This window comes from Candidatus Poriferisocius sp. (assembly GCF_965208475.1).
Taxonomy (GTDB): Bacteria; Actinomycetota; Acidimicrobiia; order Acidimicrobiales; family Bin134; genus Poriferisocius.
Map to the genome: position 1 here is coordinate 1,859,403 of NZ_OZ242338.1, position 15,686 is coordinate 1,875,088.

Sequence of the window (15,686 nt, forward strand, 5' to 3'; positions counted from 1 at the left end):
AGCCCCATTTTGCCCGGCTGATCTCCCGCAAAGCGTCGATCTCCAGCTCCTTGTCGGCCACGATCCGCTTCAGCCGCGCGTTCTCGGCCTCCAGCGACTTGAGCCGCTTCACGTCGTCGGCCTTCAAACCGCCGTACTGGTTGCGCCACCGGTGAAACGTGGCCTCCGACACCTCCAGGTGCCGGGCCACATCCGCGATCGATGCGCCCTCGGCCAACAGCCGGTCAGCCTCCCGGAGCTTGCGGACAATCTGCTCGGGCGTGTGCCTCCGCCTAGCCATACTCGTGATCCTCCTCCATCCAGCAATACTGGACAACGGACTCTCACAACAGGTGGACCAATCTCAGGGGGTCACGCCAGTACGAGTATTTTCATTGCTTTTCATTTTTCAAGCTGATAGAAGTGGGCTCGTGTTGGATCGCAGCGACCTGACGGCCGCCGACCGGGCCGGCACCAAACCCGACGATGGCGAGTTCGAAGACGAATGGGCCGACTACGCACCAGACCCCATCATCATCTCAGAGGCCCGCAGACAAGAGCTCCGCTAAGGCTGAATCGAGCCAGCCGTCGCCGTAGAACCCCCGCCAAGTATCCTCGCACTTCGGCCGCAGCCCATCGCGCAGCAGATCGAGCCCCCTGGAAATGCGCTCCGTGTTGGCCACCACCATGTTCGCCTGCTCCGGTTCAATCCGCTCTACGGATGGTCGGGATGAACGAGACTGAAACCGAGTCGGTCGCTCATCGGCTCGAAGTGCGCCAGATTGTTGGTGACGATAGGAAGGCCGCGCTCAAGAGCGGTCGCGGCGATCCACATATCATTCTCATCCACCTGATCTCGGAAGGCTCTCTTGACACAGCCGTATTGCTTGGCGACTTCATAGGTACCCGGTATCACCGTGTAGCGCCTGATTATCGCCTCCATCTTGGCGACCCGCGATTCGCCCCAATTCGCCTTTTCGGCACCGAAGTACATTTCACCCGCTGTCACGAATGAGACATACAGCAATTTGCCCAGCAGGAGTGGGGCGAAGGATTCGGCCTGGCGTCGCTCCCATGCAATGAAGGAGAGCACATCGGTGTCTACGAGCAATCTTTCTGAAGACGCCGCTCACAACTCGAGCGCAGCAAGGAAGTCTTCTGCTTCCTTTTCGGAGATGGTGTCGTCCTGGAGAACTTCGATCCGGTCGATTGTGCTGACTCCTTGCGACTCGGCCAATTCCTCCAAGGATTGCGACATCCAAAAGTCCTCTAGATCCGGCATTAACCCCATCTGCATCGCTGACGCGATGTTGCCGAGTTCGACCGAGACGATTGCTGCTGTCGCCTCGTTGTAGGTGACACTTCCTCGGAGTTGAGCCTGTTCTCGCAGGGCCTCCTTGATGCTCTGGGCGTGGCTGTCGTCGAAGCGGACAGTGACCGAGTCGCCGAGCGGAGTCCTCAGTCGGGCTGTGTTCTTCTCGAAGTCGGCCTCGTATAGAAGCCCGACCAACGTCCCGCTGTCGTCGCTGCGGGTACGCAGTTCAGCGGCAACAGACAACCGCCTGCGGGCTGTGGTGTCCAAAACCGCCTCGCGTGGCACGTCTCCAGGCTGAGTTAGGGCTAACGTCTCATAGCGCTTGCCGATGTCCAGGGCCTCGGCAAGCTGACTTAGCACGGCGGTGGCCTCAGGGAAGCCGGTTTCGGACCCCTCAAGTACATCGATGACGGTACGGATTGCCGAATCTGCAAGCTGCATGTCATCCAGATCCAGCGCCTCTTGGTCGGATGGCAAATCGGGAGGTGCAAACTCAAGCACCAGGCTTCCCTCCTTGATGGCAGTTAGACGCAATTTCGTGGCACCAACGATCGTCTGAGGGAGTCGTCCCCCCCTGCCAGGGGCTCGCCCGGCGATCTGAGCAGCGGTCCGGTTGACGGCACGGTCGACACCGCCGAGCAGAGGGGCTAGATCAGACGCATAGACCTCTCCAAGCCGGGCATTGTCCCCGGTGAGACGCAAAACAAGCCGAGCAGTCATATTGCCACCTCCTATGCGTCCGCCCGCAGAACTTGAATGGCACCATCAAGCATGTCGGAAGTCCCCGCGTGTTTCCAGCCTAGACCGGGTCAGTGACAGTGGGCGTACCGCCAGCAGTTACAACAGAGCCTGTTGGTCGGGGGTATTGGCTAGGGTTTCGATGGAAACAACGCCGGACCGGAGGCTGGGCCAGGCGGTGATGAGGGTGTTGTAGGCGCCAGCCTCGGTGGCCCATCCCTTGTCGTTGGCCTTCTGGTAGAGGAGGTAGGCCAGTTGGCGGGCCCGCTCGCCGTAGCCGCCGAGGGTGTGCAGCAGCTCAGCCGCCTCCGACTCCGACCGCTCCAAGGCGGCGATCAGATGCTGCACCGACTCCCACACCGTGCGCCGAAGATCGTCGATGGGCGAATAGCCCGGTGAAAGCTCTGAGCGCTCATAGAGCCGAAACTTCCCCGCCCGAGCCTCGCCGATGCCAGCCTCCTCAATGCCGGCCAGCGACGTGTTCTTGGCATTGGCCACGCTGTCGGCGTCTCCGGCGGGGCCAGAGTTATAGCCGAACTCGGAGAACCAAGTGAGCGCAAACCGGGTGTCGGAGTCCAACTCGGCCTCCTCCCCGTCGAGCACCTCGCCCAGCACATCGTTGATGATCGCCAACGCCGCCGACACCGGCATCGACGATCCATCAGCCTCCACCACCTTGGCATACCGCGAGAACACCTTGATCCCCGGCTCGATGGTGGACTGCGCCATGTCCACCGGGGCGATATTGCCCGACTGGAGGATGCGCACGGCATCGGGAAGCTCAGCCCGAAGTGCTGCAATGAACTCCCCCCGTGTGGCGAGCGAAGCCGAGATCGCTCGTGGACGACAGGCCAGCACAATGGAGGATGCAAGCGAGTTCGCACCAACCGACACCATTCGCCCTTGCCTTTCGGTTCGCAAGGGCCATGTGGCGTTTATCTGAAGTCCTGCATCAATCACTGCTGTCAGAAAAGTATCCCAGCCGGTTGTGCGGACCTCTCCATCCCTGGTCTCCGTCGCTTTGTAGGCGTAATAGACTGTTGCTGGAGAATCGGCTGGCTGGTTTCGAGCGACTTCAGCCATGAACCCGGCCATACCTGACTCAAAGTGCTCTTCTGCATCCTTCTTCGATCCTGCCCGGTATCGATTGGCAATCAGTTCCTCTGCCTTTGGAGCAAGTAGAGTGGAGCACTCATTCGGCCAGACATCCGACAGATTCTTTCTCAGCCATACATAGAAGAAGTCCGAAAGATCAGCATAAGAAATGTTGTCATAATAGGGAGGATCAGTAGATATGATAACCCCTTTATACTCTTGAATACGGGCACGAGCATCACGCTGTGCAACATCGCCACCTGGGACAATCGCTGGGAAATGTGTCAACGCTTTGTTGATCCAACCGACCATAGACATCCAATTTCCTGTGGATGCCGAAAATGGATTACTTTCTGCAAAGTCCCAAGTCATTGGGATCGCTTGACGTCCGAAGGTATTTCGAATAAATTCTCCCGAATTGCTCCATGTGCTGATCGTCGACCAATAGTCAGCACACTTGTCAACAGCAAATGCCAGATAAGTGACCACTGCATCCGCGTAGGCCACTGCACCTCGCCCACCGTCCCGAATCCGCACTCCATCCTCTTCCATTCCAACAGCAAGAGCATCTTTAATCACACGCCCTTGGACTTCGGCCAGAAGATCTGAAAAACTCGCTAACGCAACAAGCTGTCTGTCCAAGAAGTAGTCACTAAACTCAAAAAAACCATAGAATCGCCCTTGAGCATTACCACCAAAGGTTCCACGAGTAGCGCCTCTCGGTAATTTATCTGATGCGATCTTCTGGCACTCTTCAGATGATTGGTCAAATACACTCAAATCAACTTGTCCAGATGACAGGTATCGCCGGCCTGACTCGCCCTCAGTAACGACGGCCATAAGCACTTGACCCAACCGGCCTGCCGACGCTTCGTCGTCAATCGTTTGCCCTGGAACGACGGCACCTGTAGCGATGCAAGCGCCGTTGCCCCGAATGATGGTTCGCTCATGCTTCGGCTCCCCACCCTCTCGTACCTCATAACGAATGGTCTGCGAGTCCCGGTCGATGATCGGCTCAACCCAAATCTTGGGCTTGCCCGGTCGCTTCGCCAAAGTCCACGACGACACCAGCGGCACATGGCCCGACCAACTCGGATCAGGGGACTCCACCGTCCGGGCCCAAATCCAGGCGATGGGGGTGAGCTTCCCGCCGTTAGGCCCGGTGGCATCCGGGTACAAGTGTCCGATGCGCCGCTTGGCCTCGTCTCGCATCCACCGCCCATACGCCTCCACATCCGCAGCCAGCCCCTGCGCCCGATCCCAAGTCGTGAGCGTCTTGTCGATATCCGGGTGTACCGGCGGCATCCCGGCAAAGCGGGGCGGTATCTCGATCATCGCCTTGTTGATCAGCACCGCCACCGGATTCAAGTCGCCCGCCAGCGCCTTGAGCCCCAGCCGCTGCGCCTCCAGCGGAATGGCCCCACCCCCGGCGAACGGATCGAGGATCGGCGGCGGTCCGTCCGGGAAGCAGCGGTCGATCTCTGCTCGTGCCTCAGCCAGCACCTCTGGGTTGTTGGAGTTCTCCCATTTCACCAGCCGCTCAAGGATGCCAAACAGCCTTTGCCGCTCGGCATCCTGCTCCTCAGGAGTCAGCGACTCGTCCCCCGATGGATCGTCCACCAGCGACGCCCAAATCACCGCCCTAGCCGCCGCCAGCGGCCGCCGCGCCCACCACAAGCCCTGATTGTTCATGAGAATTCCGGGACTGTTAGGAATTTTGTGTATCGGGCGTGATCTGAGGGTCCGCGGTTTGGTGCTGCGGGCCGGGAAGGATCATGTCTGTGACTGATCAGGATATGCCGGCTGTGCCGGCGAACGAGGCCGCCGGTGAGGCGGCGATGCAGGACTGGGCCGAGCTGTTGGTCGAGCGTGCCCGCGCCGAGGGCGTGGAGCTGACCGGCGACGGCGGGCTGTTGACGGGGCTGGTACGCCAGGTCCTCCAGACCGGGTTGGAGGTCGAGATGGCCGGCCATTTGGGCTATGAGCGCCACGCTCCGGAGGGCCGCGGGTCGGGGAACTCGCGCAACGGCTCTTCGCCCAAGCGGGTCACCACCGAGATCGGCGAGATCGACCTTCGGGTGCCCCGTGACCGGGCGGGGACTTTCGAGCCCGTCGCGGTGCCCAAGCACAAGCGCCGCTTGGACGGCCTGTCGGGCAACGTGATCAGCCTCTACGCGAAGGGGCTCACCACCGGCGAGATCCAGGCGCACCTCGAAGAGATCTACGACACGTCGGTGAGCCGGGAGACGATCTCCAAGATCACCGACGAGATCGTCTCCGACATGGCCGTTTGGCAGAACCGGCCCCTCGACGCGGTGTACCCGGTTCTGCTGATCGACGCGATAGTGGTCAAGGTCCGCGACTCGCAGGTCGCGAACCGGCCCGTCTATGTCGCCATCGGCGTGGATCTGGGCGGCGAGCGAGACGTTTTGGGCCTGTGGCTGGGCCCATCGGGAGGCGAGGGCGCCAAACAGTGGGCGGCGATGCTGGGCGAGCTCCGCAACCGGGGCCTGGCCGACGCGTTGATCGTGTGCTGCGACGGGCTGAGGGGCCTGCCGGAGTCGATCCGCATGACCTGGCCCGAGGCGACGGTGCAGACCTGCGTGGTGCACATGGTCCGCAACAGCCTGCGCTACGCGGCCAAGACGCACTGGGGGCCGATCACCCGATCAATGCGGGAGATCTACACCGCCCCCACCGTCGGGGCCGCCGAGGCCCGCTTCGAGGCGTTCGCCCAAGACTGGGAGGACACCTACCCGGCCATGATCCGAGCCTGGCGCAACAGCTGGGACGAGTTCACACCGTTCCTGGAGTTCCCCGCCGAGCTGCGCCGGGTGGTCTACACCACGGATGCAATTGTCAAGCAGGGGGTGCGGGTTTTTGGGGCTGCCAGTGGGAGACGAGGACCTCGTAGGCCCGCTCTTGTTGCTCGACGAGGGCTTTCTCGGCGTCTCGCAGCTCTTTGATGTGGTAGTCCCGCGACGGCCCGGCGGTCGGCCCGCGGCGGGATTCGGATCCGGCGGCGAGCTCGAGGCCGCGGCGCTTGTGCGCGACCAGGCTGGGGCGGGCGAACGCGTAGTCCTCGCCTTTGGTGACCAGGTGCCAGCACAGCACCGCCATTTTTCGGGCGGTGGCGACGGTGGCGATTTGGAAGCCGCGGCGCTGATGGATGCGCCGGTGGAACGCCCGCAGCGGCCCGGGGGCTCGCGCCGCGGAGAACGCTGCCTCGACCAGCATGCCTCGGGCCTGGCCGCGTCCGGCTTTGGTGATCCGCCCGTGGGCGGCCGGGCTGTTTCCCGACTGGGACACCCTCGGGTTCAACCCGAGGTAGGACACCAGGCGGTCCGGCGACTCGAACCGTGAGAAGTCGCCGACCGCGGCAACAATCGACATCGCCGCGGTCACGTTGATCCCCGGCACCGTCATCAGCCGGGCGATCACCGGATCATCCAGGGCGTCGGCGGCGATGTCCTGCTCAACCTCGGTGAGCTCTGCGCCATGGAAGTCGATCTGGCGCAAGAGCGCCTCGACGCTGCGCCGCTCGTCGCCCGGCAGGTCCTGGCCGGCGAGCCAGCGGCGGCCGGCGCTTCCGAACAGATCAGAGTGCGGGCACGTCGCCACCAGGTTCCGCGACAGGATCGCATGCACCCTGTTCTTCAGCCTGGTCCGCTGCTTCACCAGATTTGTCCGCTGGGCGACCAGACGCCGGCGGCGGCGGGTCCGGTCGTCGGCCACCCACGTCTCCGGCAAGAAATCCGCCGCCAACAGCTGCGCAAGGATGCGGGCATCCACCTTGTCGGTCTTGACTTTCGCCTCCGCTATCGCCCGAGTCTTGCGCGGGTTCGACACCACCACCCGGGCCACGACCCCGCGCAGCATCACCGCGATCGCGTCCGAGTTCGTCGTCGCCTCCAAAGCCACCTCGTCGCCAGGCTCCAAGAACTCCTCCGCCCAAGCCCGCAGGTCCTCCGGACGCACACCGATCCTCCCCTCGTCGCGGCACACCCCCGCTTCGACGACGGCGATCTGCGCAAACGAACGATGCACGTCCATCCCAATCCACCGCATATGACAGCTCCTCTCAGACATCAATGAGGAACCGCCGGGCGGACACGACAAAAACGGATTCGCGCTCACAGCGCAGCCGGGCCAGTCGCAGGGGCGGCCAAGTACTAACACGAGCTCGCAGCTCACTGTGTAAGGACGGCCTGCCCTAGCTGTTCCTCCTCAGCACCCCGAACCCGGCAACCCAGACCCTACCGGCCAAAGCAGCAAGCGCCCGAGACGCCGCAGATTTCATACCCGATACCAACGCCGTAGAGAGCCTCAACGCCAGGTTCCGACGAGCGGTACGCCACCGAGGGCACTTCCCCAACGAGCAGGCCGCCATGAAAATCCTCTACCTTGTCGCCACCACCAAACGAAAGAACCGCAGCAACCTCACCGGCAAGACCAACGGCTGGAAAGCCATACTGAACACACTGACCATCCACTACGGCGACCGGATCGCCGACCACATCAAATGAAAACCATCACGACCTGTTACACAAAAAAACTGACAGACCCCACCCCCAGTCTCGCCCACCCCAACCCAAAACGCGAGCCTTTCCCCAACCAATAAATCAGCAGCCTCCTAGCACGGCGTGCCGCCTCATCACGTCTCGGCATGTACATCGCACCATCCAAGCCCTTGCCCTCGTTGCCATCATGCTGTTTGAGCTGATGCTTAGCATCGTTAGTGTCGAGCCACGCGGACTGCTCCTGAAAGTGCAACATGAGCCACAGTTCGAAGCATGGATTCGATACCGCAACCTGGATCCCCCGCTCTCTGGCAAGAGCCACGGCATCATTCAGCCTGGAGTGTCTTTTCGGCTGCTCGACATCGAAGATGCACCAGACCTCATCGATCTCGCTCATCTCGTCCTTGGCATCCTTTTGGGCAGCAGCGGCCTTTCTCACCAGTGCCAGGGGGTCGAAACCAGCGACGGTCTCGTCTATCTCAATGGCGACCGAGGCGATATCGCGCACCTCAGGCTGCCGCCTCAGCGCTTTGAGGTAGTCGACCTCAGTCCTCTTTCCTTCACAAAACGCGCGGACCGTGCGCTTGGGAGAGCGGGTGGCGATTTTGCGGCGAAGCGACTTGTCCTTTCCTTTCTTGCCTCGTGATGATCGAGCCATCAGGTTGCTTGGCCGGCAAGGCCGAAAGCTTGACGCACGTCGATGTGATCGATTTCGGGAACTGCACCAAACCGACCCTGCAAATAGGCCCGCTCAAGATTTAGCGACCGCCTCACCTTGTCGCCGCCGAATTCTGCAAGGGCAACGAGGCTAGTTGCACCATTGGACCCCTTCTCGGTGAGCCAGACCTCATCGCGATTGAGCGTGCTGAGCAGGGACGTGTCGTGGGTGGCCAAGATGAGTTGGGCGCCGTGGGGGTTGGTCTGCCGATCTTGGAACAGTTCGACGAGACGGGCCGACAATCGGGGGTGCAGGCTTGCATCAGCTTCATCGAACAAGAGAACCTGGCCCTGCCTCAGTGCTTCAAGCGCTGGTCCTAAGAGGCTGAACAGCATCTGAGTGCCTGCTGATTCCTCGTTGGGCCAGAACTTGACGGCCCTGTCTCCATCGTGATGCACAAAGACCAACTGTTCATGGGTGTCGCCGGTTGTTCGATCTTCTAATTCAACGATGTCGAAATCCGTGATCCCCGGATCAGCAAGACGCAGCAACCCCATAGCCGCCTCACCACGCGTAACGGAACCGAAGACCTGCTGCTCGCGTATGCCCGCGTCTTCAAATTGTGAGTAAGTGTCCGAGGCAACGATGGCAAACTTGATGGGCGATCGGCCTCTTCTCCGATTGAATCCGCGGGCATTGATTTCGGCTATCCCAGAAACCGCGCGGCCTGCGGCCTTGATTGCAGGATCGCCTACACGTTTGCCTGCCGATAGGACCAGCGTCGTAGGTGTGAGCAGCTCCTTGGTTCCGCCGGTGCCGCTCAGTCCGCGACGGAAGTGGACCTCATCGCCTTCCCTCTCGAAGAGCATCCGTCGTCTCCGCTCGGGGTAGCTGCACAGACTCTCGTACCGCACGGCAGAGTCGTCGACTTCAAGCTGATAACCATGACGAACGCCATCTAAAACGAAATCCAGTTCGAAAGTCGAGGGCTGATCGGGCCCCTTGCCAAAGCGGTGAGGGTCTCGAGCAATGGAGTCCCCACCTGCCAGTAAGGAGGTGGCCACGGCACACGACAGCCAATGGAGAGCATCCAGCACGTTGGACTTGCCTGAGGCATTAGGGCCGTAGATACCGGTGGTCGTCAGGACGCGCTCCGACAAGCGGTCAAAGCCGCGGGTGGCGGGACGGTCGTCGTCCACGGCAATCATCGACAACTCCACAGGATCGAGGATCGAGCGGTGATTGGAAACCTGGAATCGCAGCAACATGGCAGAGTCCTCCCAGCCACACGATAGCAATTTCGTATCTGATTTAGTCAGACTTATACGAAACTGGCTTGTAGATTGCTGTTTACTGCTCAGGGGGTGACTTGGAAGGGGGCGGCGACGTTGAGGAGCAGGCCGGTTTGGGTGAAGTGGAGGTTGAAGTCACTAAAGAGGCCGATGAGGTAACGGGCGGTAGGGATCTTGGAAATGGCGAGGTTGTCGAGTCCCCTGGCAAATGGCCTTGCCATTTGGATCAGAAGACGTTGATGCTGCTGCGCGAAATGTCGGATGGCCCCAGGGGAGGCATCCCTCCGGACACTTCGAAACACTCTTGCGGGCAAATTACAAGCATGATAGAAGGAGAGGTCCCATCAGCGGATTAGCTAGCGCCATGATCTGATTGGACAAACATGCCGCAGACAAAGGACCAAGAGAACGTCCATGAAGACCAGTCGCGCGACGCCGAAATCAAGGGGCATCTGTAAACGCCATGCCCTAATCCCTGCGAGAACTCCCCTCTGGCACCAAAAGGAGCGGCGACTGGGACACTGTCGCCTACTGCTGTGTGAACTTGGACTGGCCGGAGGCACCCAATCGTCGGGTATGCCAATGAGCCCCCTATTGCCCGACATCGACTTCCAGCGCATCCGACCCTACGGCTCCCCTGCATCGCGGGCAGGCGGGTTCGAGGAATTTGCCTGCACCTTGATCGAGGAAGCGGTCAGCGAGTGGCCCGACGGCACAGTGTTCGCCCGCTTCGGCGATCCCGACGGGGGCCGCGAGGGCAGGGCAACTCTGCCCGACGGCACGGTCTGTGCTTGGCAGGCCAAATACCTGTTCCGCCTTGACGCGTCGGTCACCAGTCAAATCGAGCAGTCGATTGAACGGGTGCTCCAAAATGAGCCGGCGTTGTGCCGATATCTAGTGGCGCTCCCAATCGACCTGCCGGCAGGCGACACACCAAGGGGCATGTCGGCTCGTACACGCTGGGAAAACAAGGTCGGAGAATGGGAAGAATTGGCACAAGCATCGGGCAGATCGGTTGAGTTTGCGTTTGTTGGCAAGCATGAACTTGTAAAGGCGCTGACAAACCCCGGACAAGCGGGGCGGTTGCGCTACTGGTTCGACGAACCGTTCATGGATGGTCCCTGGTTCCATGACCGGCTTAACGAGGCGATCAAGAAAGCGGGTCCCCGCTACTCCCCTAAAGTCCATATTGGAGTGGAAGCAGCGCAAGCCTTGGAGGGGCTGGGCCGCACAGATCGGTTCACCGCAGAGTGGCGAGAATTTCTGGCTGCACTCCAGGAGAGCCGCTCTGGGCACTGGAGAACGCCGGAGGGCGACACGGGAGAATTTGCTGAAGCGCTGTCTACCTGCAAAGCGGCTATTGAAGAGGCTGACCGCGCTGTTAGCTCGCTCATTTCGGCACTTGGTGGTTACGGCGATCTGCCCGCCCCGGATGACCAGATTCGAGTTGCCCAAGAAGAGATCTGGAACTTGGTCGGGTTGCTGCATTCCAACCATCTGTCGAATAGCGGCTTCTGCATGGGCGACGCGGCCTTCTTGCACCATGACGCGAATCGGGCGTTGAGCGCGCTCGACAACCTCGCAGAACTCGCCGTCTCGACATCTACCCAGGCAGCGCGGGCAGGAGAAGCGCTGATAGCTGGCAAGGCAGGCACGGGAAAGACCCATCTGCTCTGCGACATCGCCAAAGTGCGGGTTGATGCGGGAAGTCCCACCGTTTTGGTCATGGGCCAGGACTTCGACCGCCGGGCACCTCACCTCCAGATCCCCGAGTTGACGTCATTCGATGGGTCTGTCGAGGAGGAGGTGGCGGCGCTCGCTGCGGCTGCTGAGGCGTCGGGTGTGATGGGGCTGTTGATGATCGATGCTTTGAACGAGAGTGAGTGGCCTGAGGGGTGGAAAGACAATTTGCGGGTGCTCCAGCAAATTGTCGCCCGGCACAAGCAGGTTGCCTTAGCGGTGAGCTGCCGCTCCGAGTTCGTGTCAGAGGCAGTAGGTGATACAGCGATGCCAAAGGTCGAGCACGAAGGCTTCGGCGAGGACACTGAAGCAGCGATCGTGCGGTATGCCCAGCACTACGACATTGGGTCGGTGAGCTTCCCGGTGCTGAACCCCGAGTTCTCCAATCCGCTATTCCTGCGGCTGGCTTGCGAGGCGCTGAAGACGCTGGGCCGCGACAGTTTCCAGCTGGACTCTGCCGGGCTCACGACGGTCTGCGACGCCTTCCTACAAGCAGTCAACGAGCGTCTCTCCCACCGCAAGCGCTGCGACTTCGATCCGGTACGCCACCTCGTGCGGCAAGCGGTTCGCGCGCTGGCCGAAGCCGCTGAAACCTCCGAAGGCCCGCCAATTGACTGGGAAACAGCGGAACAACTGCTCCAAGACATCCACCCTTCCGCTGGGTGGTCCAAGTCTCTCCTCAAGGGCCTGATCGATGAGGGAGTCCTTATCAAGACTCAAACCGGGATCGGCTTTGGATACCAGCGGCTCGGCGACATCGCCCAAGCCGCTCTGCACTGCAAGAAAACCGACGAGGAAATCAGGCAGTGGGCAGACAACCCCAGATGGAGCCAGAGGGGAGTTCTCGGAGCGCTTGCCGTCATGCTCCCCGAGACAAGAGGCGTAGAACTCATCGAAATACTCGCCGACGATGACAGAAGGGTCAGCCGCGATCAACTCGATCCGTTCGTGGACAGCCTGGTACTGCGGTCTGCGGGGGCAGTCAGCCCAAAGACCGTCGGGATCGTGAGGCAATTGCTAGGTGACGATGACCTGCGGGGGCCGCTATTTGATCAGCTCGTGCGGCTGTCCTGCGTTGCTGGACATCCTCTCAATGCCGACCAGTTCCATGCATGGCTGATTGATCAAGAGCTGGCTGAGCGCGACACGCAATGGTCCCTCTTCCTCGTCGACCAGACGGAGTACCAGACACCCGTACGGCGCTTGATCAACTGGGTGCGAGACAACAGCGGCGCTGCCGAATCGGAAGTCAGGCGACTGGCGGGGCTGATGTTTGGATGGATGCTGGCAACCTCCGACAACCGCGTCAGAGATCAAGCGACCAAGTCTCTGGTCGCGCTCTTCGAGCCAGCATCCGACACAGCCGAAGAAGTCCTACAGTTATTTCGTGGGGTAAACGACCCCTATGTGCTCGAGCGCCTCGCCGCCGCAGCCTGTGGAGCCGCTATGCGCTCACCCGACACCTCAGCCCAACACAAGCTCGCCTTCGGAACCGCTGGCATGCTCGGAGACGAGTGGCCCGCTCATTTGCTCACGCGCGACTACGCCCACCGCATATTTCAACTCGCACTGAGCACCGGCTGGAGTCCACCTGAAGGAGGCGATCCAGACGGGCATCCATACAGCGGACCGCCTTACGGGGCAAAGCTTCCAGTGCCCGCCCATACCACCGACCAGGTCGAAACCATGGCCGGACCGCCCGACTATAACTACGGATCAATTTGGCACTCCCTCCATCGTTCTGACGGCGATTTTGGAAAATACGTCTTGACCCCAGCTCTTGGCCACTTCGAGGTCGAAGACATGGAACGACAGATCACCCTGGCGCAGCTGACGATTTTCGGTCGGGTCCTTGACCTTGGCTGGACCCCGGAAGCCTTCCAAGAAACAGACAGAAGACTGCCTTCTGGGTCAAGGACCGACCACGCCGTTGAGCGTGTCGGCAAGAAATACCAGAGGATCGCACTCTACGAACTGCTGGGACGCCTAGCCGACAACTATGCGATACGAGAATGGCGCAACAGCCCGGTGATGGCGTACAGCCACGCTGAACAGATGGTCTACCGCGACATCGACCCCACTGTCCTCGCCCGAAAGCCCGAGACCGGCCCACCAACACCGTGGTTCTCGCCGAAACAGGCAGCCTTCGATCCGAAAAAGACCGGGAAAGAGCCGACCGACGTCGAAGGGATTCCCGACCCCCTCGACCTGATTGCCGTGACAGACCAGAACAGCGAACCATGGCTCGTCCTCGAAACATACGCCGACTGGAAGGAACCACTGGCCCCCGAGCACAAGGCACTCCGCCCACCCAAAGTCTGGGTCCGCCTGCAAATCTGCGGCTACCTGATCCCTGAGGACAAGCTCACCGAAATACGAGACTGGGCCGAGGGTAAAGACTGGCGCGATTTCGAGATGCCCAAATCGCCTGACGTCCACAACGTGCTCCTAGCCTCCCACCCCGAAGACCCGGCATGGGCACAAGCCTTCTCCGAACCAGGCTCCTGGTCGAGCCAGTCGGTGCAACCGCCATGCGACCTGTTCGCCGCCGCAGCCCTATACGCCGGAACCGGAACCAACAGAGACCATTCCGCCGATCGAGAAACCATCGGATACGTCCCAATCGAGCGGCTCCACAACCTGCTCGGCCTCACTCGCAGCAGCGACTTCGAGTGGAAGAACCAGCGGGGCATCACCATCGCCAAAGATCCGTCGGTCGCCGTCGGCGGACCCGCCGCGCTGCTCGCGCACCGCGACGAAACGGTCGAACGGCTCGCAGAAGCAGGGGTAACGATCTTTTGGACTGCCCTAGCCGCCAAAGACCTCATGCCGCCGGATAACGACTGGGCCGCCAACCCTCGATGGGTCGCCGCCAGCGCGGCCTACGCCCTTGACAACAACGATGTCATCCTCCTTGATGCCACCGCCCGGTCCTATATTGGCCCGACAGAAACCGACAAACATCCCTGGAGCGAGATGCTGAGGGACCGAAGCTAGGCCTTTGGCAGATACGCAGATAAACACGGCCTTGTAAAGGCCACTGACCCGGATAACGCTTCCCAGCGTTATCCGGGCCGCAAGAATGTAAAGGTGGGAGCTGCCTGAGGCGGCCTTTGGGTGTAGGGGTGACCGACTCAAGAAGCGCCACACAACGAACAGGCTCAACCTCCAGACTGATCCCAGTGGCATGTCGTCAGACATGATTTCGCGTCAGCAGTTGGCCAGCCTGTCCAAGCCTCCTTGTGGCAGTTGAGATTCTGCTTCAGCCGCTCCTGAAACTCAGGGTCGCGGCGGGGTGCCTCGATGCGCTCGTGGAGAGTAGAGCGGTGTGTTGCGGTGGTCTCTGGCGGAATGGGAACAGTGCGCTTGGGCTGGGCCCATGTCCGGGTGCCCGGAGACTGCTCCACTCCGCGGGTTAAAGAATGACGTCGACATAGCCGCCGCCGGCCTTCTCCACGAATTCCATGGCAGCGCTCTCAGCCTCTTCGCGAGTCTCATGCGTCGAGTCAGGATGCACGACGCTGGGGGCCCGAACCTCCCACTTTCCGTAACGGTTCTTCGTCACCAAACGTTTTTCACCCATTTCAGAATCTTTCCACTTTTTACACTGATTTCTGATATTCCACCATATACTGTCGGCAGTGCGTGTAGGAGTCTATATCGACGGACTCAACCTCTACTACGGGGGTCAGCATCTCTGCGGGGGCTATGAGCGCGGCTGGCGCTGGCATGACGTTTCAGCCCTAGCCAACCGCCTGATCAGCCGGAATCCCAGATGGGCGGCGCAAGAAGCGGCGGCACACCGCATCGTGTACTGCACAGCGATCTTTGTCGGCGAGGAGAACTTCAGCACACGCCACCAGCAAGAGACCTATCTCGCAGCACTGCGAGCCACTGGCCGCATCGTGGTGGAGGAGGGAACTTTCGTTGCCCGGCATGTAAGCGGGCAAACCACAACGGGCGGAGTGCGAATGACAATCAAGGTGTACGAAGAAAAAGGCTCCGACGTGAACGTGGCCTCCCATCTTCTGATCGACCTCCACACCGACCAGATCGACGCTGCCGTGTTGATCGCCAACGACAGCGACTTGCGCCTACCCGCCCAACACGCCCGGGAACATCTGCCGCTGGGTACCGTCAACCCCAGAGGCACCCCGACAGCCCAGGCCTTGCGAGGCCGCCCCAACGACGGAACCGGCGGCCACTGGTGGTACTCCCTCACCTCCGACGATTTTTTCGCCTGCCAACTCCCCAAGATCGTCGGCGGGCACCGCTGGCCACCAGGCTGGTAGCCAGCTCGCGGAACAAGCACCCGCCAATAGGTGCTTGCAACACCGCCGCTGCCCCGG

Annotated in this window: 11 protein-coding genes and 3 pseudogenes; 5 read left to right on the forward strand and 9 right to left on the reverse strand. The window is 61.0% G+C overall.

Annotated elements, in window-relative coordinates; translation table 11 throughout:
* Positions 1–7: 7 nt before the first annotated feature.
* Positions 8–280, reverse strand: a pseudogene (locus ACOGXA_RS08715) (transposase); the annotation flags it as partial.
* Positions 281–410: 130 nt separating this feature from the next.
* Here ACOGXA_RS08715 and ACOGXA_RS08720 point away from each other — a divergent pair.
* Positions 411–548 carry a hypothetical protein gene (locus tag ACOGXA_RS08720; RefSeq protein ID WP_419926869.1) on the forward strand — a complete coding sequence of 46 codons (138 nt, stop codon included), beginning with the start codon at positions 411–413 and terminating at the stop codon, positions 546–548.
* A 146-nt stretch (positions 549–694) separates the two neighbouring features.
* Here the strand turns inward: ACOGXA_RS08720 and ACOGXA_RS08725 are convergent, their stop codons facing one another.
* From ACOGXA_RS08725 to ACOGXA_RS08735, 3 genes are all read right to left on the reverse strand, one after another.
* A complete protein-coding gene (locus tag ACOGXA_RS08725; protein ID WP_419926870.1) occupies positions 695–1,090 on the reverse strand; it encodes a PIN domain-containing protein in 396 nt (131 codons plus the stop codon).
* Between the two features lie 18 nt (positions 1,091–1,108).
* Positions 1,109–2,014 (reverse strand): hypothetical protein, encoded by a 906-nt coding sequence (locus ACOGXA_RS08730; protein WP_419926871.1) that lies wholly within the window; start codon positions 2,012–2,014, stop codon positions 1,109–1,111.
* 117 nt (positions 2,015–2,131) lie between these two features.
* On the reverse strand, positions 2,132–4,819 hold the full coding sequence (locus tag ACOGXA_RS08735) for a DUF1156 domain-containing protein (protein ID WP_419926872.1): 2,688 nt from the start codon (positions 4,817–4,819) through the stop codon (positions 2,132–2,134).
* Between the two features lie 104 nt (positions 4,820–4,923).
* Here ACOGXA_RS08735 and ACOGXA_RS08740 point away from each other — a divergent pair.
* A pseudogene (locus ACOGXA_RS08740) lies at positions 4,924–6,033 on the forward strand (IS256 family transposase); the annotation flags it as partial.
* Here ACOGXA_RS08740 and ACOGXA_RS08745 read toward each other — a convergent pair.
* Positions 5,987–7,180, reverse strand: coding sequence for an IS110 family transposase (locus ACOGXA_RS08745; RefSeq protein WP_419926946.1), 1,194 nt, complete (start codon positions 7,178–7,180; stop codon positions 5,987–5,989). The pseudogene ACOGXA_RS08740 and the gene ACOGXA_RS08745 overlap by 47 nt on opposite strands.
* A 254-nt stretch (positions 7,181–7,434) precedes the next feature.
* Between ACOGXA_RS08745 and ACOGXA_RS08750 the strand changes: the two are divergent.
* Positions 7,435–7,653, forward strand: a pseudogene (locus ACOGXA_RS08750) (transposase); the annotation flags it as partial.
* Between the two features lie 16 nt (positions 7,654–7,669).
* On the opposite strand, the gene ACOGXA_RS08755 reads toward ACOGXA_RS08750, so the two are convergent.
* From ACOGXA_RS08755 to ACOGXA_RS08765, 3 genes are all read right to left on the reverse strand, one after another.
* Complete coding sequence (locus ACOGXA_RS08755; protein WP_419926873.1) at positions 7,670–8,305, reverse strand: RloB family protein; 636 nt, start codon at positions 8,303–8,305, stop codon at positions 7,670–7,672.
* Positions 8,305–9,573: an AAA family ATPase gene (locus tag ACOGXA_RS08760; protein WP_419926874.1), complete on the reverse strand. Its 1,269-nt coding sequence runs from the start codon at positions 9,571–9,573 to the stop codon at positions 8,305–8,307. The genes ACOGXA_RS08755 and ACOGXA_RS08760 overlap by 1 nt, the downstream gene beginning before the upstream one ends.
* Before the next feature lie 89 nt (positions 9,574–9,662).
* Positions 9,663–9,818, reverse strand: coding sequence for a hypothetical protein (locus ACOGXA_RS08765; protein WP_419926875.1), 156 nt, complete (start codon positions 9,816–9,818; stop codon positions 9,663–9,665).
* A 373-nt stretch (positions 9,819–10,191) separates the two neighbouring features.
* Here ACOGXA_RS08765 and ACOGXA_RS08770 point away from each other — a divergent pair, with 373 nt between their 5' ends.
* Positions 10,192–14,334 carry a hypothetical protein gene (locus tag ACOGXA_RS08770; RefSeq protein ID WP_419926876.1) on the forward strand — a complete coding sequence of 1,381 codons (4,143 nt, stop codon included), beginning with the start codon at positions 10,192–10,194 and terminating at the stop codon, positions 14,332–14,334.
* 418 nt (positions 14,335–14,752) lie between these two features.
* Here the strand turns inward: ACOGXA_RS08770 and ACOGXA_RS08775 are convergent, their stop codons facing one another.
* A complete protein-coding gene (locus ACOGXA_RS08775) occupies positions 14,753–14,920 on the reverse strand; it encodes a DUF2188 domain-containing protein (RefSeq protein WP_419926877.1) in 168 nt (55 codons plus the stop codon).
* A gap of 58 nt (positions 14,921–14,978) precedes the next feature.
* Here ACOGXA_RS08775 and ACOGXA_RS08780 point away from each other — a divergent pair, with 58 nt between their 5' ends.
* Positions 14,979–15,629 carry an NYN domain-containing protein gene (locus tag ACOGXA_RS08780; RefSeq protein WP_419926878.1) on the forward strand — a complete coding sequence of 217 codons (651 nt, stop codon included), beginning with the start codon at positions 14,979–14,981 and terminating at the stop codon, positions 15,627–15,629.
* The last annotated feature ends 57 nt before the right edge of the window (positions 15,630–15,686 follow it).